This window comes from Yersinia fenwicki (assembly GCF_043099325.1).
Taxonomy (GTDB): Bacteria; Pseudomonadota; Gammaproteobacteria; order Enterobacterales; family Enterobacteriaceae; genus Yersinia.
Map to the genome: position 1 here is coordinate 4520980 of NZ_CP170755.1, position 24397 is coordinate 4545376.

Consider the following 24397-nt stretch of genomic DNA (forward strand, 5'->3'; position numbering starts at 1 on the left):
TCAGTTCTGACTCGGTTAAAACCTCTGCTGCTTAGCGTTTTATTACTCACAACAGAGATTGGGTTTCCGCAAAGCCAAAACGTATATTCATACATTGCACGGCCTGCGCTGCCGCGCCTTTGAGCAGGTTATCTTCTGTCGCAACAATAATTAAATGTTCACCCTGCACAGAGAAACCGATATCACAGAAAGGTAGACCCACCACCGCTTTCAGCGCCGGTACGCCTTGCTTATACAGCCGAACTAGCGGCTTATCCTGATAGGCATTATGGTATGCCTCAGCGATATCTTGTGCTGTCACACCCGCATTCAGACGGCAGGTAATGGTCGCTAAAATACCGCGGGCGAAATTCCCCAAGTGCGGAGTAAAAATCACTGGCGTACCAAGGTGGGCGACAATTTCCGGCTGATGACGATGATTAAACAAACCATAGGGTTGCAAACTCACTTCACAGAAACTGTTGCCAATACTGGCTTTGCGACCCGCGCCACTCACACCGCTGACGGCGTTAATCACTGGCCACTGTGCATCATTGAGCAAACCGCCTTCCACTAACGGTTTAAGCGCCAGCTGGGATGCGGTTGGATAACAACCTGGGACCGCGATCAATTGGGCCTGCTTAATTTGCTCAGCCTGCCATTCAGCTAATCCATAGACCGCTTTATCCAACCAATCGGCATGTTGATGCTCAAAACCGTAATATTGACTATAAAACGCCGCATCCTGAACCCGGAATGCACCGGAGAGGTCGAATACCACACAACCCGCTGCCAGGAATTGTGGCGCTAAATCATGGCTGACCTCATGAGCGGTGGCGAGGAAGACAACATCCACACCTTTTGCCGCTTGAGCCACATCCACCAAGGGCTGTAGCGGAAGATCGATAATGCCTTTTAGCTGCGGATGCAGATCAGAAAGTAATTTCCCTGCATCTGCACTTTGCGCTGAAACCGTTAAACCGGTTATGTTCATATGTGGGTGACGATTCAGGTAAGCCGTAAGCTCAGCTCCGGCATAACCACTGGCACCAACAATTAGCGTATTCAACATGGGTTCAGTTCACCTTGCCCTTAGTACTTTGGGTATAAAAATGTTATTCGGTATAAAGACATAAGTAGTCAAAACCGGCATTTGGGTTCTCAGCAAGGTTTTACTGTTCCCCCACGTGATTGAGCATTGACATTTTCGTAGATTTAAGGGTGTTTTTAGGTTCCCTTACACTCAAGCTTAATGTATTTTTATTCATAATTAATGCATGAATATTGATACTACCCTAACCAAAGGCTGTCAACAGTGAAGATGAAATTACCTCCATTTATTGAGCTGTATCGGGCGCTAATCGCAACGCCATCGATCAGCGCAACCGATAGCGCCCTCGATCAAAGTAATGAGGCGTTAATCAACTTGTTGGCCGGATGGTTTGCTGATCTGGGTTTTCGCGTCGAAATCCAGCCGGTACCGGATACACGCCACAAATTTAATCTACTTGCCTCTATTGGTGAAAACTCTGTTGGCAAAAAAAGCAGCGGAGAGGGCAGCGGTGGGCTACTCTTGGCAGGTCATACCGATACCGTACCTTACGATGAAGGCCGCTGGACGCGCGACCCTTTCACTCTGACCGAGCATGATAATAAATTGTATGGTCTGGGTACTGCCGACATGAAAGGCTTCTTTGCCTTTATTCTTGATGCGGTACGTGATATCGATGCCAGCACATTGAGTAAGCCGCTGTATATCCTCGCAACCGCTGATGAAGAGACTACCATGGCGGGCGCACGCTATTTTGCCGCTTCCACCCAATTACGCCCTGACTTTGCCATTATCGGTGAGCCAACATCACTGCAACCGGTGCGTGCGCACAAAGGCCATATTTCCAATGCTATCCGTATTACCGGTCAGTCCGGCCATTCCAGTGATCCAGCGCGTGGCGTCAATGCTATTGATTTGATGCATGAATCTATTACCGAGCTAATGAAGCTGCGTACCACTTTGCAAGAACGTTATAACAACCCGGCATTTGCTATCCCTTATCCGACAATGAATTTCGGCCACATCAATGGAGGTGATGCTGCAAACCGTATCTGCGCTTGCTGTGAATTACATATGGATATCCGCCCGTTACCGGGGCTGACATTAAGTGATTTGGATGAATTGATGACTGAAGCACTGGCCCCCGTCAGTGCCCGCTGGCCGGGTCGCTTGAGTATTGACCAACTGCATCCACCGATTCCGGGCTATGAATGTCCGACAGATCATCATATGGTCGAGGTTATTGAGAAATTACTGGGTGAGCGCACGGCGGTAGTGAACTACTGCACCGAAGCGCCGTTTATTCAGCAAATTTGCCCGACATTAGTGCTAGGGCCCGGCTCCATCAATCAAGCCCATCAGCCGGATGAATTTATCGATATGGCCTTTATTGAACCCACTCGTGAGCTGATTGGTCAATTAGTCGATCATTTCTGCCAGCAATAGTTACCCCTTATGAGGTAGGTGATCAATTTTGCCCATTAGAAAGACTGATAACCTGCCTCTGGTAATTAAATTTCAGAAATATCCCCAAAAATGATGTTTTTTTGCTGAAAATAGTGTCAATTGGGGGATGGGATTGAGCGTGGCGAGTGGATTTGTCCATCTCGGCATCTTGGGTGAAATTAATTTACATACTCATCAAGTTACGAAGGGTACTAAAAGAAATCATATGAACGAACAATATTCCGCAATGCGAAGTAACGTCAGTATGCTCGGTACGCTACTCGGGGACACCATCAAGGAAGCGCTCGGTGAACACATCCTTGAAAAAGTAGAAACCATCCGTAAATTATCTAAATCTTCGCGTGCCGGTAATGAAGCGAGCCGTCAGGAATTGCTGACAACGCTGCAAAATTTATCCAACGACGAACTGCTGCCGGTCGCCCGGGCTTTTAGCCAATTCCTCAATCTGACGAATACGGCAGAGCAATATCACAGCATTTCACCGCATGGCGAAGCCGCGAGTAACCCGGAAGCTCTGGCCCAACTATTCACCCGCTTAAAAAACAAAAAGCTGAGCGAGCAAGACATGCGCAGCGCGGTTGATGAGTTATCCATTGAACTGGTGTTGACCGCTCATCCAACCGAAATTACCCGCCGTACCCTGATTCATAAACTGGTTGAAGTGAATACCTGCCTAAGCCAGTTGGATCATAATGATTTAGCCGATTACGAGCGCAACAAGATCATGCGTCGTTTGCGGCAGTTAGTCGCACAATCATGGCATACCGACGAAATTCGCAAAATTCGCCCTTCCCCGGTTGATGAAGCCAAATGGGGCTTTGCTGTGGTTGAAAACAGCTTATGGGAAGGTGTGCCAGCTTTCCTGCGTGAATTTAACGAGCAGTTGCAAAACTCCCTCGATTATCGCTTGCCGGTAGAAGCGGTGCCGATCCGCTTCACTTCATGGATGGGTGGCGACCGTGATGGTAACCCGAATGTCACCGCTGAAATTACCCGCCATGTGCTATTACTGAGCCGCTGGAAAGCGACCGATCTGTTCCTGCGCGATATTCAGGTGTTGGTATCAGAACTTTCCATGTCGGAATGTACGCCGGAACTGCGGGAATTGGCGGGCGGCGAAGAGGTCCTCGAACCTTATCGTGAACTGATGAAACGCGTGCGTACTCAGTTGAACAATACTCAGGCTTATCTGGAAGCACGTCTGAAGGGCGAGCGCGTATTGCCACCAACAGATTTACTGGTCAGCAATGACCAACTGTGGGATCCGCTATACGCTTGTTATCAATCCCTGAAAGCTTGTGGCATGGAAATCATCGCCAACGGCCAGTTACTCGATACCTTGCGCCGCGTGCGCTGTTTCGGTGTGCCATTGGTGCGTATCGATGTGCGTCAGGAAAGCACCCGTCACACCGATGCCATTGCTGAGCTAACTCGTTATCTGGGCCTCGGTGATTATGAAAGCTGGTCTGAAGCGGACAAACAAGCCTTCCTGATCCGCGAATTGAACTCTAAGCGCCCACTGGTTCCGCTGAAATGGGAACCCAGTGCAGATACCCAAGAAGTGCTGGAAACCTGCCGGGTGATTGCCGAAGCACCGCAAGGTTCTATCGCCGCTTATGTGATTTCCATGGCGAAAGTACCATCGGACGTGCTGGCGGTGCATTTACTGCTGAAAGAAGCCGGCTGCCCATTCACTCTGCCAGTCGCGCCATTGTTCGAAACACTCGATGACCTGAACAATGCGGACGACGTGATGACCCAGTTACTGAATATCGACTGGTATCGCGGTCTGATCCAAGGCAAGCAAATGGTGATGATTGGCTATTCTGACTCGGCGAAAGATGCCGGTGTGATGGCCGCGTCTTGGGCGCAATATCGCGCGCAAGATGCGCTAATTAAAACCTGCGAGAAAGCCGGTATCTCCCTGACACTGTTCCATGGTCGCGGCGGTTCCATTGGCCGTGGTGGTGCACCTGCCCATGCCGCGCTGCTTTCTCAGCCTCCGGGCAGCCTGAAAGGCGGCTTACGCGTAACGGAACAAGGCGAGATGATTCGCTTTAAATTTGGTTTACCGGAAGTCACCATCAGCAGCCTGGCCCTGTACGCAGGGGCGATTCTGGAAGCGAATCTATTGCCGCCGCCAGAGCCGAAGAAAGAATGGGTGGAGGTGATGGATATTCTGTCTGATGCCTCTTGTGAGATGTATCGCGGCTATGTACGTGAAAATCCACAGTTTGTGCCTTACTTCCGCGCCGCGACGCCAGAGCTGGAATTAGGCAAGCTGCCATTGGGTTCACGCCCCGCCAAACGTCGCCCGAATGGCGGGGTGGAAAGCCTGCGTGCTATTCCGTGGATCTTCGCCTGGACACAAAACCGCCTGATGTTACCGGCGTGGCTGGGTGCCGGTGCCGGTTTGCAGAAAGCTATCGAGGCCGGTAAGAAAGAAGCATTAGCCTCCATGTGCCGTGACTGGCCGTTCTTCTCAACCCGAATTGGTATGCTGGAAATGGTGTTTGCCAAAGCCGATTTGTGGCTGGCTGAATATTATGACCAGCGTCTGGTGGATAAATCATTGTGGCCGTTAGGACAGCAATTACGCGACCAACTGGCAGCCGATATTAACGTGGTGCTGGCTATCGCCAACGACGACCACTTGATGGCTGATTTGCCGTGGATTGCCGAGTCAATAGCACTGCGTAACGTCTATACCGACCCACTGAACGTGTTGCAAGCCGAGCTGTTGCACCGTTCGCGCCAGCAACAACACCCCGATGCCCGTGTTGAGCAAGCCTTGATGGTGACTATAGCTGGGGTAGCGGCCGGGATGCGTAATACCGGTTAGTGCCAGCAGAATTATCGGGAATAAAAAGACAAAACGGGCCGAGTGCCCGTTTTTTTATTGCTCAATCAAGGGTGCACATTTATTCCATCAATAGACTGTAAGTTTAGAATCGGTTTATGAAAGATTGTTATGGCCTGTAGATTCATTATTACGTCTTACAAAACCATTTTTATTAAAATTATTAGGAGTAAGACAATGAATATATCCGGTCCAGCAGCCAGAAGTATGATGTTGAACAAATTAGATAGCTTTGCCAAAGCATCTCAAACAGACGGTAAAGTCACTAAAAGTACCACACAGAGCCTGGCTTCTTTATTCAAGGAAGTAAAAAATAGTATTGAAGGTCTTAGTAAATCGGAACAACGAGGGGCGATGAATCATCTGACAATAATGAGTGATAAACTTTTGAGCCAAAACTCAAATATGTTGGAGAAAAAAATGGCACCCATCGCACAAATGATGAAAGCCATCAATAGTGTTGGTATCAACACCCAAAAATCCGCTTTTGATTCAGCATTTCAGAGCGCTGCTGGTGGTCGAGGTATAGCATCTAAATATAGCCAATAACTAATTGAATTAACAAACCCGCCAGCTTGAATAGGCGGGTTTAATTTATCTAAATCAAAGTATTACCAAAACTTATGGCAAATAGCACACCTTAATTCTGCCCAATTTAAGGTATAGAAATGGAAGTCCTTCACCCTTCGCGGCTCAGAATCTTCACCCTATCCATTGCCACTGAGGCGCCGAACATTTTGCGCGTTTTCGGGTCGTTATCCAGCCCTTCAAATATACGGGTCATCCAGTGTGGCACCCGCACATTGGTCATGGTGGCCAAGCGCTGGAACTGTTTGCAATCGGTTTATGAAAGATTGTTATGAGTAGCTCATTTATTATTGACTATAAATCAATTTCACTTTCATAATTAGGAATTTATATGAGTATCAACTTAAATAACAGAACAATGGCCATTAGAAGTAATCTCTTAGGTACTATTGAAAATGCGGTCAACAATACCAAGAGTGACGGCCGTTTTCACAAAGCAGACATGAAAGCAATAACAGTCCAGGTGAATGAAATAAAAAATACGCTACATACATTCAGGGGGCCTGAAGACAATCATGGCCTTTTCGGCGGAGTGAATTCTATATTATCCAAGGCTGAGGGAAAACAGATGCAATCCGATATCGCCACGATGAAACATACACTGCTTTTCCAATATTCAGGTATGCATGATAGTAAAGAAAAAGCACTGAACCAACTAAGTGAACAAATAAAAATGATTACTGCAGAAAAATAAAATAACCCGTAAAACTGCCAATAGACTCGCTAAACAAAGAGTTATCTCAGGCCTCTTGGTTCTAGTTCTTTAGCTCTATCTGAAGCCAAAGAACTAGAAATAAATCTATCTGTGGTCCTCTAATAAATATCACGCCATGAGTTTATCGGCACTACGGCCTGACCCCCAGCGTATGGCAAATCGCATAACTTAATTCTGCCCGATTTAAGGTATAGAAATGGAAGTCCTTTACCCCTTCGCGGCTAAGAATCTTCACCATATCCATTGCTACTGATGCACCGACCATTTTGCGGGTTTCTGGATCGTTATCCAGCCCTTCAAATATAGTGGTCATCCAGTTAGGTACCCGCACATTGGTCATGGTGGCAAAGCGCTGAAGCTGTTTAAAGTTAGATACCGGCAAGATACCCGGTACAATCTCAACATCAATACCCGTCGCTACACAGCGATCACGAAAACGCAGGTAACTTTCAACATCGAAGAAAAACTGAGTGATAGCGCGGTTAGCACCGGCATCAATCTTGCGTTTCAGGTTAATCAGATCAGCTTGCGCGCTTTTGGCTTCTGGGTGTACTTCTGGATAAGCAGCAACTGAGATATCAAAATCACCGACATCTTTCAATAAACCCACTAAATCAGAAGCATACATTTCCGGCTTACCGCTATCGGGCGGTAAATCACCGCGCAGCGCCACGATATGGCGAATACCGCTGTTCCAGTAATCGGTGGCTATTTCCCGTAACTGGGTTGGAGAAGCATCAACACAAGTCAGATGCGGAGCCGCTTCAAGGCCGGTACGCTCTTTAATCCCTTTGATGATGCTATGAGTACGATCGCGCTCACCGGAGTTAGCACCATAAGTCACTGAGACAAATTTTGGTTTCAGAGTACTCAGGCGGTCAATCGAGCTCCACAGGGTGTCTTCCATCTCGCTGGTACGCGGCGGGAAAAACTCAAAAGAAACATTAATCTGGCCTTGCAGCTCTGCCAAACTTTGATTCAGCGCTTCCCGCTGGTTTGCGTGGAAAAAACTCATACCCTGTTACTCCATTGACTATTGTCATCATTTTGACGACTTATGTTATCTGTCATTTTATAAGCGTCTATACGTTTAGACGTCTAAATAGAAAATGACCGAAGTTGGCTAAAGAGTCAACTTTTAAATAAGTTTAGAGCGATGATTAATATTCACACGCAATGCGCGGAAAATTCATGCTGTATGAAATGTAGTCACTTCACCTCCTCTGCGTTGGACAGAGGAGGTGAATAAGTGCAGGTTATAACAACTGGGATAGGCGGTTTAAATCAGACTGAATGGCACCAGCGGTAACATCACGCCCTGCCCCTGGGCCACGGATAACCAAGGGATTATCGCGATACCAACGGCTCTCGATGGCAAAAACGTTATCGCATGGCAGTAATGACGCTAACGGATGGTCCGCACGCACTGCTTCAACGCCCACCCGCGCCTTACCATTGGCATCAAAGCGCGCGACATAACGGAGCACCAGACCCATTTCATTGGCGGCTTCTAAACGCTGAATCATTTGCTGATTCAATGCTTCGCCATTCTCAAAGAATTGATCTACGGAACCCACATCGGCACCCGCAGGTACTAGCGATTCGACCCGCACCTGATTAGGTTCAATGTCGTAACCGGCTTCACGAGCTAAAATCACCAGCTTGCGCATCACGTCTTGCCCGGAGAGATCGACACGCGGATCAGGTTCAGTCAAGCCCTGTTGCCAGGCTTGATCCACCAGATCGGTAAAGGGCACGGTGCCGTCAAATTGCAGGAACAGCCAGGATAGAGTGCCAGAGAAAATACCGCTGATGGCTAGAATACTGTCGCCGCTATCGCGCAAATCGCGCACGGTATGGTTAACCGGTAACCCCGCGCCCACCGTGGCGTTATACAACCAGTGGCGGCCAGTTTTGGCAAAAGCATCACGGATTTGGCGGTAATTATTGCTGCTGGAGGCTCCGGCTAATTTATTGGCGCTGATAACGTGGAAACCATAGCTGGCAAAATCCAGATACTGCTCGGCAAGTGACTCACTGGCGGTCACATCCAACACCACCAAATCATCAAATGGGTGCGCGCGCATCCACAAGAATAAGGATTCCTCATCCTGCTCTTTAGCTTCGTCATCGTAAAATGCCAGCGTCCGGCTAGCGTCCAGCCCGTCATAACTCAACAGACTACGGCGGCTATCCACTACACCGGCCAACACGAACTCAAAGCCACTGCGAGCTGAGATATTCTTCTGCTCACGGGCAAATAGCTCCAACCAGCGAGCACCAATATTGCCTTTACCAAACAGCATCAAACCGATGCGCTTCTCTGCACGGAACAGTGATTGGTGTAAGCCCTGAATCAAGTGCTCAGTCGGCCCGAGACGCAGCACCGCAACCATACTAATGCCGTCTTCTGCCTGCCAAATAAACTCGACGGGCTGATCTTTCAGTTGTTGATAGAAACGGTGGCTATGCAGGGGGTTCTTGCTGACCCCAGCTCCGACCAAAGCGACCAGAGCCAACCCCTCACGCAAGGATAATTTCCCCGGCAGCGTGGCATCCTCCAGCACTCTTAATGCGCTGTTAACCACTTCGGAGGTATAGCAAAGTTGCAATAGATTACGATCAGGATGAATACCGGTAGCCAGCGGCTTGATTTGCGCGCGTTTGAGCAGTAAATCGATCTCTTTCTGTGCTAGCGAGAAATCATGGTGGGCGGCAATCTGTAATTCGATCAGGCAGACATCATCGTGACTGGTGACAATTTTGGCACCTGACCCGGAAGCCAGCACCCGTTCAATACGGGTTGAACCTTGTTCTGGCTGATAGCTACAACGTAGTTGTAAATCAATATCGCTGCCGGAAACCGGCTGTAGGGTGCGAGTATGCAATACCGGAGCTGCCAATCGAGCCAGTTCACTGGCTTCATCCAGCCGCAGTAAAGGTAACAAACAAGCATCTTTCACTTTGCGCGGGTCAGCACTGTATACCCCCGCCACATCACTCCAGATAGTGACACGTTCGACCCCTGCCAGCGCACCGACTTGAGTGGCCGAGTAGTCACTGCCGTTACGCCCCAACAACACGGTTTCACCGGCGCTATTGCGCGAAATAAAACCCGTCACCACCAGACGTTGGTGTGGGTGTTGTGCCATTAATTGCTGCAACAACGGATACGAACGGCCTTCGTCGATTTGTGGCTGCGCCGCATGTTCAGCACGCAGGAAACTACGAGCATCAAGCCAGTCGGCATCCATATCGAGTTTGTTCAATACCGCAGACATCAAGCGGGCCGACCAAATCTCACCATGACCAACCACTTCGGCATAGATAGCATCGTCGACTTTATTATCCAACAGGCCAGCCAGGCGTTCCAGATCATGAATAAATTCACTAATTAACGGCTCGGCCATTTCTGGCGACAATAAACCACTAATCAAGTCATGTTGGTAACGGCGCAGATTTTGCTGCACCTGATGGGCAGAAAGACGATCAGTTTGACTCAGTTTCAACCAGCTAATCAGCTGGTTTGTGGTGCTACCCGCCGCAGACACCACCATAAGGTCGCCGGGATGACTATAGTTGGCCATAATATTGGCCACCCGCAGGTAACACTTCACATCCGCAAGACTACTACCACCAAATTTATGCAGTTGACGGCCAGTCACCGCCGCTGCTACCGCTGTTGCATTCATACTTACCTCGGTCTCGCCAACTGGAAAGCATTTTCCAAATCGGCAATCAAATCTTCGCTGTCTTCGATACCCACGGAAATTCGCAATAAACTATCAGTAATACCGGCGGCCGTGCGCGCTTCTGGCGCCATACCGGCATGGGTCATGGTCGCGGCATGGGAAATCAGGCTTTCAACGCCCCCCAAAGACTCTGCCAGGGTAAATAATTCAAGGGCAGAGAGGAAACGACGCAATACCTGCTCATCACCATCAAGCTCAAAACTGAGCATCGCACCAAAACCTGACTGCTGACGGCGAGCAATTTCGTGGCCGGGATGTTGTGGCAGAGAAGGATGATACAGCTTTTTCACTAAAGGCTGTTGCTCTAAATAGCGGACAATTTCATCTGCGTTTCGCTGTTGTTGAGCCATACGCGGTGACAGCGTGCGTAACCCACGTAATAACAAGTAGCTATCAAATGCCGCACCGGTTACGCCGATATTGTTCGCCCACCATGCCAGCTCGACAGCCAACTCAGGATCTTTGGCAATGACCGCCCCCGCCACCACGTCAGAATGACCATTTAGATATTTGGTACAGGAGTGCACCACCAGATCCGCCCCCAAAGTGAGCGGCTGCTGTAGCGCTGGGCTAAGGAAAGTATTATCGCAAACCGTTAATGCGCCGACAGCATGAGCGGCTTTGCAGATAGCGGCAATATCCACCACTCGCAGCAGCGGGTTACTCGGGGTTTCAATCAAAACCAGCTTGGGCTTTTCAGCCAAGGCCTGACTCAATGCAGCTTCATCGCCCTGATCAACAAACAGAACCCGATAAGCACCGCGCTTGCTCAAACTATCGAACAAACGATAGCTACCACCGTAACAGTCATGCGGAGCAACCAGTAGATCGCCGGGTTTAAGGAAGGTGGTACAAACCAAATGAATCGCCGACATCCCACTGCTGGTCATTACCGCACCTGCGCCCCCTTCCAGTTCAGCCAATGCCCGCTGCACCACATCACGCGTCGGATTACCGCGACGAGAATAGTCATGGGCGCGTGGCTGATTAAAATCGATAAAATTATAGGTACTGGAGAGGTGAATCGGGGGGACAACGCAGCCGTATTGCTCGTCATCGTTCAACCCGCTACGGACTGCTATGGTTGCCTGTTTACGCGTCATATGGATTTCCACCAACCGGATATCGAGAAAATGTTACGCCAGAGTAGACGCACAAATTACGGACGTCAATACATCTGGACATCTAAACTTCTTTGCGTATAGATTGAGCAATGGGATAATAACCGCTAAAATTATAGAGGTTTTAGATATCCTTATGATGTCAGTCAGGTTTCAGTGGTGCTTTGTTTAACCACAAAGATGACATAGAAAGGTAATAGCTATCAATAAATAGCAAAAAAGGTTATTTCAGTGACATTAGTCTAGTAAAATCGACATTTATTTAGTGAGAACAGCGAAGATCGGGCATAATTGGCCGGTTTTCAGAATTTTGTATTTTCCCGACAAATTTAAGGTGTCCCATGGCTGAGTGGAACGGCGAGTATGTCAGCCCTTACGCTGAACACGGTAAGAAAAGCGAGCAGGTCAAAAAAATTACGGTATCCATTCCGCTGAAGGTTTTAAAAATCCTCACCGATGAACGGACTCGCCGTCAGGTGAACAACCTGCGCCATGCCACCAACAGTGAGTTGTTGTGTGAGGCTTTTTTGCATGCATTTACCGGTCAGCCGCTACCGAATGACGAAGATCTGCGCAAAGAACGCAGTGATGAAATCCCGGAAGCCGCGAAGATTTTAATGCGTGAATTGGGTGTTGATCCCGATACCTGGGAATATTGATTTCCAGCTACCGTCCGGTTCAATCTGAACCTGAGAGTAGAAATGAAAAAAGGCCCCTGGAGGCCTTTTTTTCGTCTGGCGGGCAATAATTACTTCTTAGCACCCGGCACGCTGAAACGCTTGTTGAAGCGGTCAACACGGCCACCGGTCGCAACATCACGCTGCTTGCCAGTGTAGAACGGGTGGCATTCGCCGCACACGTCCAGATTCAGGTCATGACCAACAGTTGAGTTGATCTTGATAACGTTACCGCAAGAGCAAGAAGCAGTAACTAAGTCGTATTTAGGGTGGATACCTTGTTTCATGGAAACCTCTATATTTAGGCCGTGTCGCTATCCAGCCCTGTTCCGCCAGACACCACACGATTAGAAAATAACAAGCGCTGATAAAACAAACAACGGTTGTTAACAGAATTTGATATCAAATTATATCAAAGGCGGCGAATAATACAGAATTTGACCAAGCCGCGCAATCGAATCCGCACATTGTGAGGTACGCAGTGTAAACTGTTCAATCTTTATTTATACCATTTTATTAATACCCTAAATAATTCGAGTTGCGGGAAGGCGGCAAGCGAGTCAATCCCCAAGAGCTTACATAAGTGAGCAACTGGGGTGATTGAGCACAGCCAACGCACATGCGGCTTGAAATATGACGGGTATATCAGGATGAAAACACATGCCCGTTGTTCAAGTGGCGTTACCCGTTCCACTGGCCCGCACCTTTGACTACCGCCTTGACAGTGCCACGCCCTGCCCGGTAGTGGGGGCTCGCGTCAGTGTGCCATTTGGTAAACGTAATGCCATTGGAATGGTAGTGGGTATCAGCGAAACCAGTACATTCCCCCTCGAACAGCTTAAAGCTATTGATGCGGTGTTGGACGGCGACAGCTTATTCCCACCCAGCCTGTGGCGCATTCTTTGTTGGGCGACCGAGTACTATCATTACCCGATAGGCGAAGTGCTGTTTCATGCGTTACCAATTTTATTGCGCCAGGGGAAGCCTGCGCAATCTGCCCCCTTGTGGCAATGGTTTGCCACCGAACAAGGCAGGGCCACTCCGCCAGAAAGCTTAAAACGCGCACCGAAGCAACAACAAGCCCTTGCGGCGTTATTACAAAAGCCGGTTTATCGCCATCAAGTTAATGAAATGGCATTAACGGAAAGTGCGCTGCAAGCATTGCGTAGCAAAGGGCTAATTGACCTGCGGGCACAAGAAGTAGCAACCACAGACTGGCGCGACGGTTTTTCCGTATTAGGCGAACGCTTGCGGCTCAATACTGAGCAAGCCACCGCTGTCGGGGCGATTCGCAGTGAAGATACTCAGTTTGCCGCCTGGTTGCTGGCCGGGGTGACTGGCTCGGGTAAAACCGAAGTTTATCTCAGTGTGCTGGAAAATATTCTGGCGCAGGGCCGCCAGGCGCTGGTTTTGGTTCCTGAAATTGGCCTAACACCGCAAACTATCGCCCGTTTTCGCGAACGATTCAATGCGCCGGTTGAAGTGCTCCATTCTGGTTTAAACGACAGCGAGCGCTTATCCGTCTGGCTACGAGCCCGTAACGGCGAAGCCGCCATTGTAATAGGAACTCGCTCCGCGCTGTTCACGCCATTCTCCCGTCTCGGCGTCATCATTATTGATGAAGAGCATGATAGCTCCTATAAACAGCAAGAAGGCTGGCGTTACCATGCCCGCGATTTAGCGGTATTCCGTGCGCGCGAAGAAGGCATTCCCATCGTGATGGGGACGGCAACCCCCGCGCTGGAAACCTTACATAATGTACAAATGGGTAAATATCGCCAGTTAACCCTGACGAAACGCGCCGGTAATGCTAAACCGGCAGTGCAGCACTTGTTAGATCTCAAAGGGTTGCCGCTCAAAGTCGGCCTTTCTCAGCCGCTGCTAAAACGGATGAAAACCCATTTGCAGGCCGACAATCAGGTGATTCTGTTCCTCAACCGCCGGGGTTATGCGCCTGCGCTGCTGTGCCATGAGTGTGGTTGGATTGCTGAATGTCAGCGCTGTGACCACTATTACACCCTGCATCAGAATTACCGCCAATTACGCTGCCACCACTGCGACAGCCAGCGCCCAGTGCCACAGCAGTGCCCTAAATGCGGCTCAACACATCTGGTGTCAGTCGGTGTCGGTACTGAACAGTTGGAAAATGAGCTGGCTCCTCTGTTCCCAGACACGCCGATCACCCGAATTGACCGTGATACCACCAGCCGCAAAGGCTCGCTGGAACAGCATCTGGCTGATGTACATCAAGGAGGGGCGCGAATATTGATTGGCACCCAAATGCTGGCGAAAGGCCATCACTTCCCCGATGTGACTCTGGTGGCATTGCTGGATGTCGATGGTGCATTATTCTCGGCAGATTTCCGTTCGGCGGAGCGCTTTGCGCAGCTCTACACGCAAGTATCAGGCCGTGCTGGCCGTGCAGGTAAGCAAGGCGAGGTCATCTTACAAACCCATCACCCTGAGCATCCATTGCTGCAAATCCTGCTGCAACAGGGCTACGATGCCTTTGCCAAACAAGCTCTGGCAGAGCGCAAAAGCGTATTTTTACCCCCCTATACCAGCCATATTATCGTGCGCAGCGAAGATCACGATAACCAGCAAGCGGCACTGTTTTTGCAACAATTACGTAATTTACTGGAAGCCAGCCCGCTTAAAGATGATGCATTATGGATTATGGGGCCGGTTCCGGCATTACAGGCGAAACGAGGTGGGCGCTTCCGCTGGCAATTATTATTACAACACCCCTCGCGGCAATTACTGCAACGACTGATTAAAACATCTCAGCCCCTCATCAATACTTTGCCGCAAGCGCGGAAAGTTAAGTGGACATTGGATGTTGATCCCATAGATAGCTAATCAGCTGACGCCACCATGATGTTAACTGTAACGCCAACGATTTTGGCGATATAGCTAACATCATAAAGCAATCGTTTACCCTGCTTTATGCGAGCCAGTGCGAAAAAACCCACTTCCGTCACACTTTTAATGCAAATTAGGTAACAAATTGCCCTCACTATCTGTATAGAATGACGGAAAGCCTGCATTAAGCATGAGTGCTGGCTCGGAGCCAGAGCAAGGAGAAAGGCGTTGGAACATAAGAAAGAATTCACGATGGCCACGATGAAAGACGTTGCCGAAATGGCAGGTGTTTCAACTGCGACGGTATCGCGCGCATTGATGAACCCTGAAAAGGTTTCAACAGTGACTCGGCAAAAAGTGGAGCAAGCTGTTCTGGCTGTCGGTTACTCTCCTCACGCTTTATCCCGCAATATTAAACGTAACGAGTCGCGCACTATTCTGGTTATCGTTCCAGATATCAGCGACCCCTTTTTTGCTGACATCATCCAAGGCATTGAACATGCCGCAGCCCAACAAGGCTATCTGATCTTAATTGGTGATTGTGCCCAACAAACGCAGCAAGAGCGGACTTTCGTTAACCTGATCATCACTAAACAAATTGATGGTATGTTGCTGCTAGGTTCCAACCTGCCGTTTGATGCCAGCAAGGAAGAACAACGTAATTTACCGCCGATGGTGATGGCAAATGAGTTTGCACCAGAATTGGAACTGCCCACCGTACATATCGATAACCTGACCGCCGCCTATGAAGCCGTTAATTATCTGCATGAGTTAGGCCACAAACACATTGCCTGTGTTGCCGGGCCGGAGCATTTCCCCTTATGCCAATACCGGCTACAGGGTTATATCCAGGCGCTCCGCCGTAATGGTATTACGATCGACAGTGACTATATTATTCGCGGTGATTTTAGTTATGAAGCCGGAGCCGAAACCTTTGCCACTCTCATGGGGCTACCTCACCCCCCTACAGCAATATTTTGTCACAATGATGTTATGGCGATAGGAGCAATGTGGCAGGCCAAGAGAATGGGGCTGCGCGTCCCGCAGGATATCTCGGTGGTCGGCTTCGACGACCTGAAATTGTCACAGTATTGTGATCCCCCCTTGACCACCGTGGCACAACCGCGTTATCAAATTGGTCAGCAAGCCATGTTACTATTGCTTGAGCAGTTACAAGGGCATTCAGTACAAAGTGGCTCCCGCCTGTTAGACACCGAATTGATCGTCAGGGAAAGTACTGCTGCGCCTAAACGCTAGGCAAATATTCAGGGGTTCAGTAACATGACGGACTTATTCCATCATCACGACGCAGCGAAACGATAGTGGCACAAAGAGATTATGTAAGCCGAGGGCGCTCAGGAGCGCGGCGCAAAAGCACCAGCCGAAAAAAACGCAGTGCTCCAGCAGTATCCAAAACCGTGGTGGCACTGGCCGTCGCGCTATTAGTGGTATTTGTTGGTGGACTTTATTTCATCACCCATAACAAATCGGGTGAGCTTCCGTTACTGCCCAGTCATGACCCGCGTACCGGTAATGGCTTACCGCCGAAACCGGAAGAGCGTTGGCGTTATATTAAGGAGTTGGAAAATCGCCAGATTGGCGTGCCAACACCAACAGAACCGTCTGCTGGTGGTGAAGTCAATTCCAAGACACAACTGACCAATGAGCAACGCCAATTGCTTGAGCAGATGCAGGCAGATATGCGCCAGCAACCTACGCAGCTTTCAGAAGTGCCGTATAACCAAGGGATGTCGGTGCCACGCTCCGCAGTGACCATCAAACCACCGGTCACCAATATGCAGCAGCAACCCTTAACGCAGCCACGTCAGACGACAACGCAGTCAATACCTGCTCCACAGGTACAAGTGCAGCCGCAAGTCACGACACCACCTCGTACGCAGCAGCCTACTGCGCCGGTAACACAGGCAGCAACACCGCCGAAGCCGGAAAAAGAGAAAGAGAAAGAGAAAGAAAAGGTACAACGCTGGATGGTGCAGTGTGGCTCATTCAAAGTTGCTGATCAGGCTGAATCTATTCGCGCGCAATTGGCATTCGAAGGTATCGAAAGCCGCATTACCGCCGGCGGTGGCTGGAATCGCGTGGTACTCGGCCCTTACAGCACCAAGGCTGCTGCCGATAAAGCCTTACAACGTTTGAAAGGCGCAGGTCAGTCAGGATGCATTCCCCTCGCTGTTGGGGGTTGAAAAGTCATAATCCTCCCCCATTTATAATCTCAATATACCCCATACTGTTTTTCTGAATTCAGTATGGGGACTCATTCAGTCTGCAACGAGGGTCCGCTCGTGACAACAATTGTAAGTGTACGCCGTAATGGTCATGTCGTTATCGGTGGTGATGGCCAGGTCACTCTGGGCAATACCGTAATGAAGGGCAACGCTAAAAAAGTACGCCGCCTTTATAACAATAAAGTCATTGCTGGTTTTGCTGGCGGTACGGCTGATGCCTTTACCCTGTTTGAACTATTTGAGCGCAAACTTGAGATGCACCAGGGCCACCTGACCAAAGCCGCCGTTGAGTTAGCCAAAGATTGGCGCACCGATCGCATGTTACGTAAACTCGAGGCATTGTTGGCAGTCGCAGACGAAACTGCATCGCTCATCATCACCGGTAACGGCGATGTGATTCAGCCAGAAGATGATCTGATTGCTATCGGCTCAGGTGGGCCTTATGCCCAGTCTGCTGCACGCGCGTTGCTAGAAAATACCGAATTGGGTGCACGAGATATCGTTGAGAAATCTCTGAGCATTGCGGGGGATATTTGTATCTATACCAACCGCTTCCAAACCATTGAAGAATTAACGTACTAAACGTTATTAACGTACAGAGCGTAAGGATAGAGTGACATGTCTGAAATGACCCCACGCGAAATCGTCAGCGAACTTGATAGCTACATTATCGGCCAGGATAAAGCTAAACGTGCAGTGGCTATTGCCCTGCGTAACCGCTGGCGTCGGATGCAGCTTAGCGAAGAGCTGCGCCATGAAGTTACCCCTAAAAATATTCTGATGATCGGCCCAACCGGTGTAGGTAAAACTGAAATTGCCCGCCGACTGGCAAAACTGGCCAATGCACCGTTCATCAAAGTAGAAGCGACCAAATTCACCGAAGTTGGCTATGTTGGTAAAGAAGTGGATTCGATAATCCGCGATCTGACCGATGCAGCAGTAAAAATGGTTCGCCATCAATCCATTGAAAAAATGCGTTATCGGGCAGAAGAACTGGCCGAAGAACGTATTCTGGATGTATTAATCCCACCGGCTAAGAATAACTGGGGCCAGTCGGAAGAAACCCAAGAGCAATCCCCGACGCGTCAAGCTTTCCGCAAGAAACTGCGTGAAGGCCAATTAGATGACAAAGAGATTGAAATCGATCTAGCGGCTGCACCGGTTGGTGTCGAAATCATGGCCCCTCCTGGCATGGAAGAGATGACTAACCAGTTGCAATCCATGTTCCAGAATATTGCGGGGCAGAAGCAAAAGCCGCGTAAAATCAAAATCAAAGAAGCATTTAAACTGCTAATTGAAGAGGAAGCAGCGAAACTGGTTAATCCAGAGGAGCTGAAACAGCAGGCGATTGATGCGGTCGAGCAGCACGGGATCGTATTTATCGACGAAATCGATAAAATCTGTAAACGCGGTCAGACGTCTGGCCCGGATGTATCTCGCGAAGGGGTACAGCGTGACTTGTTGCCATTGGTAGAAGGTTGCACCGTATCAACCAAACACGGCATGGTGAAAACGGACCATATCTTGTTTATTGCCTCCGGTGCATTCCAGGTTTCCAGCCCGTCAGACCTTATCCCGGAATTGCAAGGTCGCTTGCCAATTCGGGTAGAATTGCAGGCCCTGACAACAGATGATTTTGAGCGAATTTTGACCGAACCGAGTGCTTCGCTAACGGAACAGTATAAAGCACTGATGGCAACTGAAGGGGTGACTGTCGAGTTTACCCGTGAAGGTATCCGCAAAATCGCTGAAGCGGCATGGCAAGTTAACGAGCGCACCGAGAACATCGGCGCACGCCGTTTGCATACTGTGCTGGAACGTCTAATGGAAGATATCTCTTATGACGCCAGCGAGAGCAATGGCCAATCCATAACTATTGATGCGGCATATGTCGGTAAGCACCTGGATGAGTTGGTTGCAGATGAAGATCTGAGTCGTTTTATCCTATAATTCGCTTTATAAGCCTTTGCTGGATAAAATGGTTCGCCAAAATAAGAGTGGGAGGCGCTGCCTCCCGCTCTTATTTTTATCGTATGATCGTTTTGAAATTTTTAACTCGCCGATATGGGCGGACCAGACTCCTATACAATGAAGCAGAACATGAGCCAATCAACTAATACCCGCTTAACCAGCACCAGCCAGACCCAGGCTTGGCTGGAAAGCCTGCGGCCAAGAACATTGCCACTGGCATTTGCCTCTATCGTTACCGGTTCAGCACTGGCTGTCTGGCTCGATAGTTTCAAGCCGGCAGTCGCATTACTCGCCTTATTAACCGCCGGCCTGCTGCAAATTTTATCTAATCTCGCCAATGATTATGGCGATGCTATCAAGGGCAGTGATACCGAAGAACGTATCGGGCCATTGCGCGGTATGCAAAAAGGGATAATTACGCGTCACCAGATGAAAGTCGCGCTAATCATCACTGTGAGTCTGACAGTTATCTCAGGTATCGCACTCATTGCCGTGGCTTGTGAAAAGCCCAGCGACGTTTTAGGCTTTTTACTGCTCGGGCTGATGGCAATTGTGGCTGCAATTACCTACACCGTGGGTAGCAAACCCTATGGCTATATGGGGTTAGGCGATATCTCGGTATTAGTATTCTTCGGCTGGCTGAGTGTCGCTGGAACTTACTATCTTCAGGCTGGCCACTTTGACAGTATCGTCATGCTACCGGCTACCGCCTGTGGTTTATTGGCAACAGCTGTTTTGAATATTAATAATTTGCGCGATATCGAAAATGATAAAGCAAATGGCAAAAACACACTGGCGGTGCGTTTAGGCCCTGTCGTCGCACGTTATTATCATGCCCTGCTGATTGTCGCGGCTATCTTCTGCCTGACATTATTCAACATTCTTTATTTGCATAGCTGGGCGGGTTGGATCTTTGTTCTGGCCATTCCCTTGCTAGCCAGACACGCGCTGTTTGTACTGCGTGAGCCAACCGCCGCAGGTATGCGCCCAATGCTCGAACATATGGTCAAAGCCGCACTACTGACCAATATCCTATTTGCTATTGGCCTGGTGCTGAGTTAATCCCGCTTCTTTTTTCTCCGGGTTGTGATCGATAAAACCTTCCCGGAGAAATTTAACAATTGATGATTTTGCCAACAGCTGCCAGAAAGGGATATACTTAGCATCCCAGCCGCAACCAGACGTTAATCCTATGAAATATGATACTTCCGATCTCTGTGATATCTATCATGAAGAGGTAAATGTGGTAGAACCACTGTTCTCCAATTTTGGCGGACGTACTTCATTTGGTGGCAAGATAACCACTGTAAAATGTTTCGAAGATAACGGCTTGTTGTTTGACCTATTCGAAGAAAATGGTCTTGGCCGTGTTTTAGTTGTCGATGGCGGTGGCTCAGTGCGCCGAGCATTAATCAATGCTGAACTTGCTGATTTAGCATTGAAAAACGAGTGGGAAGGCATCGTTGTTTACGGCGCTGTCCGTCAAGTTGATGAACTGGCCGAATTGGATATTGGTATCCAGGCGATGGCGGCAATTCCAGTCGGTGCTGCAGATGAGGGTATTGGTGAGAGCGATATCCGCGTTAATTTTGGTGGGGTGACATTCTTCTCCGGTGACCATTTGTATGCAGACAACACCGGGATCATCTTGTCAGAAGAACCGTTGGATATTGAATAGTATCTAGCTGATTTACATATAATAATCATTAAAAAGGGCGATATTGATATCGCCCTTTTTGCCTTTCCAACCAGGAGAGGTTATGTGACTAGCGGCTTTCAACAACGCGTTAGTGAAGCTTTAAGCCAACGGGTACTTAGACTTCTTCCATCTTTCCCAACAGTGCCCGCAGACGATCCTGCCACACATGCTGTTCTTGTTTCAGTTGTTCATTTTCGCGCACTAACGCTTCACGGCCACCAGCCGCTTCCTGAACTTCTTGGGACAGGGTGTTATTTTTCTCTTTCAGCTCTTCAATTTCCATCTGTAACAAAGTGATGGTATCAATCGCCTGCTGAACTTTAACTTCCAATTTCTCAAATACTTCAAATGACATTCTTCGGTCCCCTTATGAGTCGCAAGGCGTACATATCTTGATCGCAGTCATCATTTTTAGCTTCAGTTGCCGCATAAACTGAAGCAACCATCGACAAATGAAACTGCTGTGAATACTTATTTATCGCGCTATATATCCATCAAACGAGTGCCACAAGCACTCTATTTTAGACGTCCCATCGCCCAAGTGACGCCACTTGATAAAAACGATGGTCTTGTAAAGCGCCTCCCTTGTAAAGCGATTGTATGTAGCCAATCCCCCCCTGTCTAGCGCCATGCCGGTACAAACCACACTCTGTTGCAATTTCATGTCAAGAACCATCAGTAAAAACTGAAAAACCTCTATGGCCAATCCTGTAAAGTGATACATGCCCTTAACAACTGAAGAGAAAAGTACTGGTCTGATCACACTTTCAAAGTCCCTTAACAGCCGTGAATAACGCGAAATCGCTCATTTTTATGACGCACTACACACATTTTGATTTCGCTATTTCTCGTTTGTGCTCGTTAACGATAAATTTACATCACCCCTTTTATTATCCAAAGGGTAAAAATAAGAAATACCCTATAAATCTCTGTCTCTAGGACATCTACTATGAGCCAAACTGCTAGTTCGACCTTGAAGGGCCAATGTATCGCGGAGTTTCTCGGTACTGCTCTACTCATCTTTTTTGGTGTGGGCTGTGTCGCTGCATTAAAGTTGGCTGGGGCCAGTTTTGGGCAGTGGGAAATTAGTATCATTTGGGGCCTGGGTGTTGCCATGGCCATCTATTTAACCGCAGCCATTTCAGGCGCTCATCTTAATCCAGCAGTCACCATTGCATTGTGGCTATTTGCCTGCTTCGATCGCCGTAAAGTTCTTCCCTACATTGTGGCGCAAGTTGCCGGGGCATTTTGTGCCGCGGCCTTAGTGTTTGGCCTTTACTACAACCTGTTTATCGATTTTGAACAAACTCATCAGATAGCACGTGGTAGCGTTGAAAGTCTGAACTAGGCTGGCATTTTCTCGACTTATCCAAATCCACACATTTCTGTTTTCCAGGCTTTCCTGGTTGAAACTGTTATCACCGCAATTTTGATGTGTCTGATCCTGGCGCTGACTGATGATGGCAACGGCATTCCACGCGGTCCGTTGGCGCCACTGCTGATTGGTATTTTGATTGCCGTTATCGGCGGCTCAATGGGACCATTAACTGGGTTTGCATTAAACCCGGCACGTGACTTTGGTCCTAAGCTATTTGCTTATTTTGCTGGCTGGGGCGAGGTTGCCTTCACTGGCGGGCGTGACATTCCTTACTTCTTGGTACCCATCTTTGGGCCTATCGTTGGCGCATTGGTAGGTGCATTTGGTTATCGCGCCCTAATTGGTCGCCATTTGCCATGTGATGTGTGTGTCGCTGACGATGAAGAAACCACGGTTACGACCACAGAACGCAAAGCGTAAATAATAGATACTGGAAGAATATACTCACCGTAATTGAAATTGTGGGTATAAACGGCAACTTAAAAGTAGGCTAATTATGACAACTGAAAATACTACTCAAAAGAAATACATTGTCGCGCTTGACCAAGGAACCACCAGCTCCAGAGCAGTGGTGTTGGATCACGATGCCAATATCGTGAGTATCTCTCAGCGCGAATTTGAGCAAATCTATCCAAAAGCAGGATGGGTTGAGCATGACCCAATGGAAATCTGGGCTACCCAAAGCTCTACATTGGTCGAAGTGCTAGCCAAAGCCGGTATCAGTTCTGATGAAATTGCTGGCATCGGTATCACCAACCAACGTGAAACCACCATTGTTTGGGATAAAACAACAGGTAAGCCGGTGTATAACGCCATCGTCTGGCAATGCCGCCGTACTGCCGATATCTGTGAAAAACTGAAAAAAGAAGGGCTGGAAGAGTACATCCGCCACAACACCGGGCTGGTCGTCGACCCTTACTTCTCCGGCACCAAGGTGAAATGGATTCTTGATAACGTAGAAGGCGCGCGTGACCGTGCTGAGCGCGGCGAGTTGCTGTTTGGTACTGTTGACACTTGGCTAGTGTGGAACATGACGCAAGGCCGCGTACACGTAACGGATTACACCAACGCTTCACGTACCATGATGTTTAATATCCGCACCAAAGAGTGGGATGAACGGATGTTGAAAGCGCTGAATATCCCGCGCTCAATGCTACCTGAAGTTCGCCCATCCTCAGAAGTTTACGGCCAGACCAACATTGGTGGTAAAGGCGGGACTCGTATTCCTATCGCCGGGATCGCCGGTGACCAGCAAGCCGCGCTGTTCGGCCAGCTTTGTGTCCAACCAGGGATGGCAAAAAACACTTACGGTACCGGCTGCTTCCTGCTGATGAATACCGGCACAGAAGCAGTGCAATCCAATCATGGCCTGCTGACCACTATCGCCTGTGGCCCTCGCGGTGAAGTTAACTATGCACTGGAAGGTGCAGTGTTTATTGGTGGTGCATCCATCCAATGGTTGCGTGATGAATTGAAGCTTATCAGCGATGCTGATGACTCTGAATACTTCGCCACCAAAGTGAAAGACAGCAACGGTGTGTATGTGGTGCCTGCCTTCACCGGCCTCGGTGCTCCTTATTGGGACCCGTATGCGCGTGGTGCAATCTTCGGCCTGACCCGTGGTGTTAACAGCAACCATATTATCCGTGCAACACTCGAATCTATTGCTTATCAGACTCGTGATGTACTGGATGCCATGCAAGCAGATTCTGGTGAGCGCCTGAAATCACTCCGTGTCGATGGTGGCGCAGTTGCCAACAACTTCCTGATGCAGTTCCAGGCCGACATTCTGGGCACGCGTGTTGAGCGCCCAGAGGTACGTGAGAGCACAGCACTGGGTGCTGCATTCCTGGCAGGTCTGGCAACTGGCTTCTGGAATGATTTGGACGAAGTGAAAAGTAAAGCAACCATTGAGCGTGAGTTCCGCCCAGGAATAGAAACCACTGAGCGTGATTACCGTTACAAAGGCTGGAAGAAAGCAGTGGCACGCGCCCAGGCATGGGAAGAGCACGAAGAGTAACGGTCCGCCGG

Annotated in this window: 19 protein-coding genes and 2 pseudogenes; 14 read left to right on the plus strand and 7 right to left on the minus strand. The window is 49.0% G+C overall.

Annotation, left to right across the window (positions count from 1 at the left end):
- Nucleotides 1-46: 46 nt before the first annotated feature.
- Nucleotides 47-1051, minus strand: a complete 1005-nt coding sequence (gene argC / locus ACF3VQ_RS20485) for an N-acetyl-gamma-glutamyl-phosphate reductase (RefSeq protein ID WP_392432752.1) — start codon at nucleotides 1049-1051, stop codon at nucleotides 47-49.
- A 249-nt stretch (nucleotides 1052-1300) separates the two neighbouring features.
- On the opposite strand from argC, the gene argE reads away from it, so the two are divergent.
- From argE to ACF3VQ_RS20500, 3 genes are all read left to right on the plus strand, one after another.
- Nucleotides 1301-2476: an acetylornithine deacetylase gene (argE, locus tag ACF3VQ_RS20490; protein WP_392435741.1), complete on the plus strand. Its 1176-nt coding sequence runs from the start codon at nucleotides 1301-1303 to the stop codon at nucleotides 2474-2476.
- 226 nt (nucleotides 2477-2702) lie between these two features.
- On the plus strand, nucleotides 2703-5339 hold the full coding sequence (gene ppc / locus ACF3VQ_RS20495; RefSeq protein ID WP_392432753.1) for a phosphoenolpyruvate carboxylase: 2637 nt from the start codon (nucleotides 2703-2705) through the stop codon (nucleotides 5337-5339).
- A 195-nt stretch (nucleotides 5340-5534) separates the two neighbouring features.
- Nucleotides 5535-5906, plus strand: a complete 372-nt coding sequence (locus tag ACF3VQ_RS20500; RefSeq protein ID WP_392432754.1) for a hypothetical protein — start codon at nucleotides 5535-5537, stop codon at nucleotides 5904-5906.
- 62 nt (nucleotides 5907-5968) lie between these two features.
- Here ACF3VQ_RS20500 and ACF3VQ_RS20505 read toward each other — a convergent pair.
- A pseudogene (locus ACF3VQ_RS20505) lies at nucleotides 5969-6192 on the minus strand (methylenetetrahydrofolate reductase); the annotation flags it as partial.
- Nucleotides 6193-6276: 84 nt separating this feature from the next.
- Between ACF3VQ_RS20505 and ACF3VQ_RS20510 the strand changes: the two are divergent.
- Entirely contained in the window at nucleotides 6277-6639 is a 363-nt protein-coding gene (locus ACF3VQ_RS20510) for a hypothetical protein (RefSeq protein WP_392432755.1), read from the plus strand.
- Between the two features lie 151 nt (nucleotides 6640-6790).
- Here the strand turns inward: ACF3VQ_RS20510 and metF are convergent, their stop codons facing one another.
- From metF to metB, 3 genes are all read right to left on the minus strand, one after another.
- Nucleotides 6791-7675: a methylenetetrahydrofolate reductase gene (gene metF / locus ACF3VQ_RS20515; RefSeq protein WP_005163851.1), complete on the minus strand. Its 885-nt coding sequence runs from the start codon at nucleotides 7673-7675 to the stop codon at nucleotides 6791-6793.
- A 241-nt stretch (nucleotides 7676-7916) separates the two neighbouring features.
- Nucleotides 7917-10352, minus strand: a complete 2436-nt coding sequence (locus tag ACF3VQ_RS20520) for a bifunctional aspartate kinase/homoserine dehydrogenase II (RefSeq protein ID WP_392432756.1) — start codon at nucleotides 10350-10352, stop codon at nucleotides 7917-7919.
- Between the two features lie 2 nt (nucleotides 10353-10354).
- Nucleotides 10355-11515 (minus strand): cystathionine gamma-synthase, encoded by a 1161-nt coding sequence (metB, locus tag ACF3VQ_RS20525; protein ID WP_392432757.1) that lies wholly within the window; start codon nucleotides 11513-11515, stop codon nucleotides 10355-10357.
- Nucleotides 11516-11874: 359 nt separating this feature from the next.
- Between metB and metJ the strand changes: the two genes are divergently transcribed.
- Nucleotides 11875-12192, plus strand: coding sequence for a met regulon transcriptional regulator MetJ (metJ, locus tag ACF3VQ_RS20530; protein WP_004392248.1), 318 nt, complete (start codon nucleotides 11875-11877; stop codon nucleotides 12190-12192).
- An 89-nt stretch (nucleotides 12193-12281) separates the two neighbouring features.
- On the opposite strand, the gene rpmE is transcribed toward metJ, so the two are convergent.
- Nucleotides 12282-12497, minus strand: coding sequence for a 50S ribosomal protein L31 (rpmE, locus tag ACF3VQ_RS20535; protein ID WP_005163858.1), 216 nt, complete (start codon nucleotides 12495-12497; stop codon nucleotides 12282-12284).
- Nucleotides 12498-12870: 373 nt separating this feature from the next.
- Here rpmE and priA point away from each other — a divergent pair, with 373 nt between their 5' ends.
- From priA to rraA, 7 genes are all read left to right on the plus strand, one after another.
- A complete protein-coding gene (priA, locus tag ACF3VQ_RS20540) occupies nucleotides 12871-15069 on the plus strand; it encodes a primosomal protein N' (RefSeq protein ID WP_392432758.1) in 2199 nt (732 codons plus the stop codon).
- A 231-nt stretch (nucleotides 15070-15300) separates the two neighbouring features.
- A complete protein-coding gene (cytR, locus tag ACF3VQ_RS20545) occupies nucleotides 15301-16329 on the plus strand; it encodes a DNA-binding transcriptional regulator CytR (protein WP_392432759.1) in 1029 nt (342 codons plus the stop codon).
- Between the two features lie 65 nt (nucleotides 16330-16394).
- Nucleotides 16395-17276 (plus strand): cell division protein FtsN, encoded by an 882-nt coding sequence (gene ftsN, locus ACF3VQ_RS20550; RefSeq protein WP_392432760.1) that lies wholly within the window; start codon nucleotides 16395-16397, stop codon nucleotides 17274-17276.
- A 99-nt stretch (nucleotides 17277-17375) separates the two neighbouring features.
- Nucleotides 17376-17900, plus strand: a complete 525-nt coding sequence (gene hslV, locus ACF3VQ_RS20555) for an ATP-dependent protease subunit HslV (protein WP_392432761.1) — start codon at nucleotides 17376-17378, stop codon at nucleotides 17898-17900.
- Between the two features lie 36 nt (nucleotides 17901-17936).
- A complete protein-coding gene (gene hslU, locus ACF3VQ_RS20560; protein WP_392432762.1) occupies nucleotides 17937-19268 on the plus strand; it encodes an HslU--HslV peptidase ATPase subunit in 1332 nt (443 codons plus the stop codon).
- Between the two features lie 150 nt (nucleotides 19269-19418).
- Nucleotides 19419-20351, plus strand: coding sequence for a 1,4-dihydroxy-2-naphthoate polyprenyltransferase (locus ACF3VQ_RS20565; protein WP_019080284.1), 933 nt, complete (start codon nucleotides 19419-19421; stop codon nucleotides 20349-20351).
- 130 nt (nucleotides 20352-20481) lie between these two features.
- A complete protein-coding gene (gene rraA, locus ACF3VQ_RS20570) occupies nucleotides 20482-20967 on the plus strand; it encodes a ribonuclease E activity regulator RraA (protein ID WP_392432763.1) in 486 nt (161 codons plus the stop codon).
- Nucleotides 20968-21103: 136 nt separating this feature from the next.
- On the opposite strand, the gene zapB is transcribed toward rraA, so the two are convergent.
- The gene (gene zapB, locus ACF3VQ_RS20575) at nucleotides 21104-21343 is read right to left on the minus strand and encodes a septal ring assembly protein ZapB (protein WP_004392238.1); all 240 of its coding nucleotides are present in this window, start codon (nucleotides 21341-21343) and stop codon (nucleotides 21104-21106) included.
- Nucleotides 21344-21937: 594 nt separating this feature from the next.
- Here zapB and ACF3VQ_RS20580 point away from each other — a divergent pair.
- Together ACF3VQ_RS20580 and glpK are read left to right on the plus strand one after the other, a co-directional pair.
- Nucleotides 21938-22786, plus strand: a pseudogene (locus ACF3VQ_RS20580) (MIP/aquaporin family protein).
- A 76-nt stretch (nucleotides 22787-22862) separates the two neighbouring features.
- Nucleotides 22863-24386, plus strand: coding sequence for a glycerol kinase GlpK (gene glpK / locus ACF3VQ_RS20585; RefSeq protein ID WP_392432764.1), 1524 nt, complete (start codon nucleotides 22863-22865; stop codon nucleotides 24384-24386).
- The last annotated feature ends 11 nt before the right edge of the window (nucleotides 24387-24397 follow it).

Excerpts from the sequence above, each read along its gene's own strand:
- argC (WP_392432752.1), bottom strand. The coding sequence starts at position 1,051 with ATGTTGAATACGCTAATTGTTGGTGCCAGTGGTTATGCCGGAGCTGAG.
- argE (WP_392435741.1), top strand. The coding sequence starts at position 1,301 with ATGAAATTACCTCCATTTATTGAGCTGTATCGGGCGCTAATCGCAACG.
- ppc (WP_392432753.1), top strand. The coding sequence starts at position 2,703 with ATGAACGAACAATATTCCGCAATGCGAAGTAACGTCAGTATGCTCGGT.
- ACF3VQ_RS20500 (WP_392432754.1), top strand. The coding sequence starts at position 5,535 with ATGAATATATCCGGTCCAGCAGCCAGAAGTATGATGTTGAACAAATTA.
- ACF3VQ_RS20510 (WP_392432755.1), top strand. The coding sequence starts at position 6,277 with ATGAGTATCAACTTAAATAACAGAACAATGGCCATTAGAAGTAATCTC.
- metF (WP_005163851.1), bottom strand. The coding sequence starts at position 7,675 with ATGAGTTTTTTCCACGCAAACCAGCGGGAAGCGCTGAATCAAAGTTTG.
- ACF3VQ_RS20520 (WP_392432756.1), bottom strand. The coding sequence starts at position 10,352 with ATGAATGCAACAGCGGTAGCAGCGGCGGTGACTGGCCGTCAACTGCAT.
- metB (WP_392432757.1), bottom strand. The coding sequence starts at position 11,515 with ATGACGCGTAAACAGGCAACCATAGCAGTCCGTAGCGGGTTGAACGAT.
- metJ (WP_004392248.1), top strand. The coding sequence starts at position 11,875 with ATGGCTGAGTGGAACGGCGAGTATGTCAGCCCTTACGCTGAACACGGT.
- rpmE (WP_005163858.1), bottom strand. The coding sequence starts at position 12,497 with ATGAAACAAGGTATCCACCCTAAATACGACTTAGTTACTGCTTCTTGC.
- priA (WP_392432758.1), top strand. The coding sequence starts at position 12,871 with ATGCCCGTTGTTCAAGTGGCGTTACCCGTTCCACTGGCCCGCACCTTT.
- hslU (WP_392432762.1), top strand. The coding sequence starts at position 17,937 with ATGTCTGAAATGACCCCACGCGAAATCGTCAGCGAACTTGATAGCTAC.
- ACF3VQ_RS20565 (WP_019080284.1), top strand. The coding sequence starts at position 19,419 with ATGAGCCAATCAACTAATACCCGCTTAACCAGCACCAGCCAGACCCAG.
- rraA (WP_392432763.1), top strand. The coding sequence starts at position 20,482 with ATGAAATATGATACTTCCGATCTCTGTGATATCTATCATGAAGAGGTA.
- zapB (WP_004392238.1), bottom strand. The coding sequence starts at position 21,343 with ATGTCATTTGAAGTATTTGAGAAATTGGAAGTTAAAGTTCAGCAGGCG.
- glpK (WP_392432764.1), top strand. The coding sequence starts at position 22,863 with ATGACAACTGAAAATACTACTCAAAAGAAATACATTGTCGCGCTTGAC.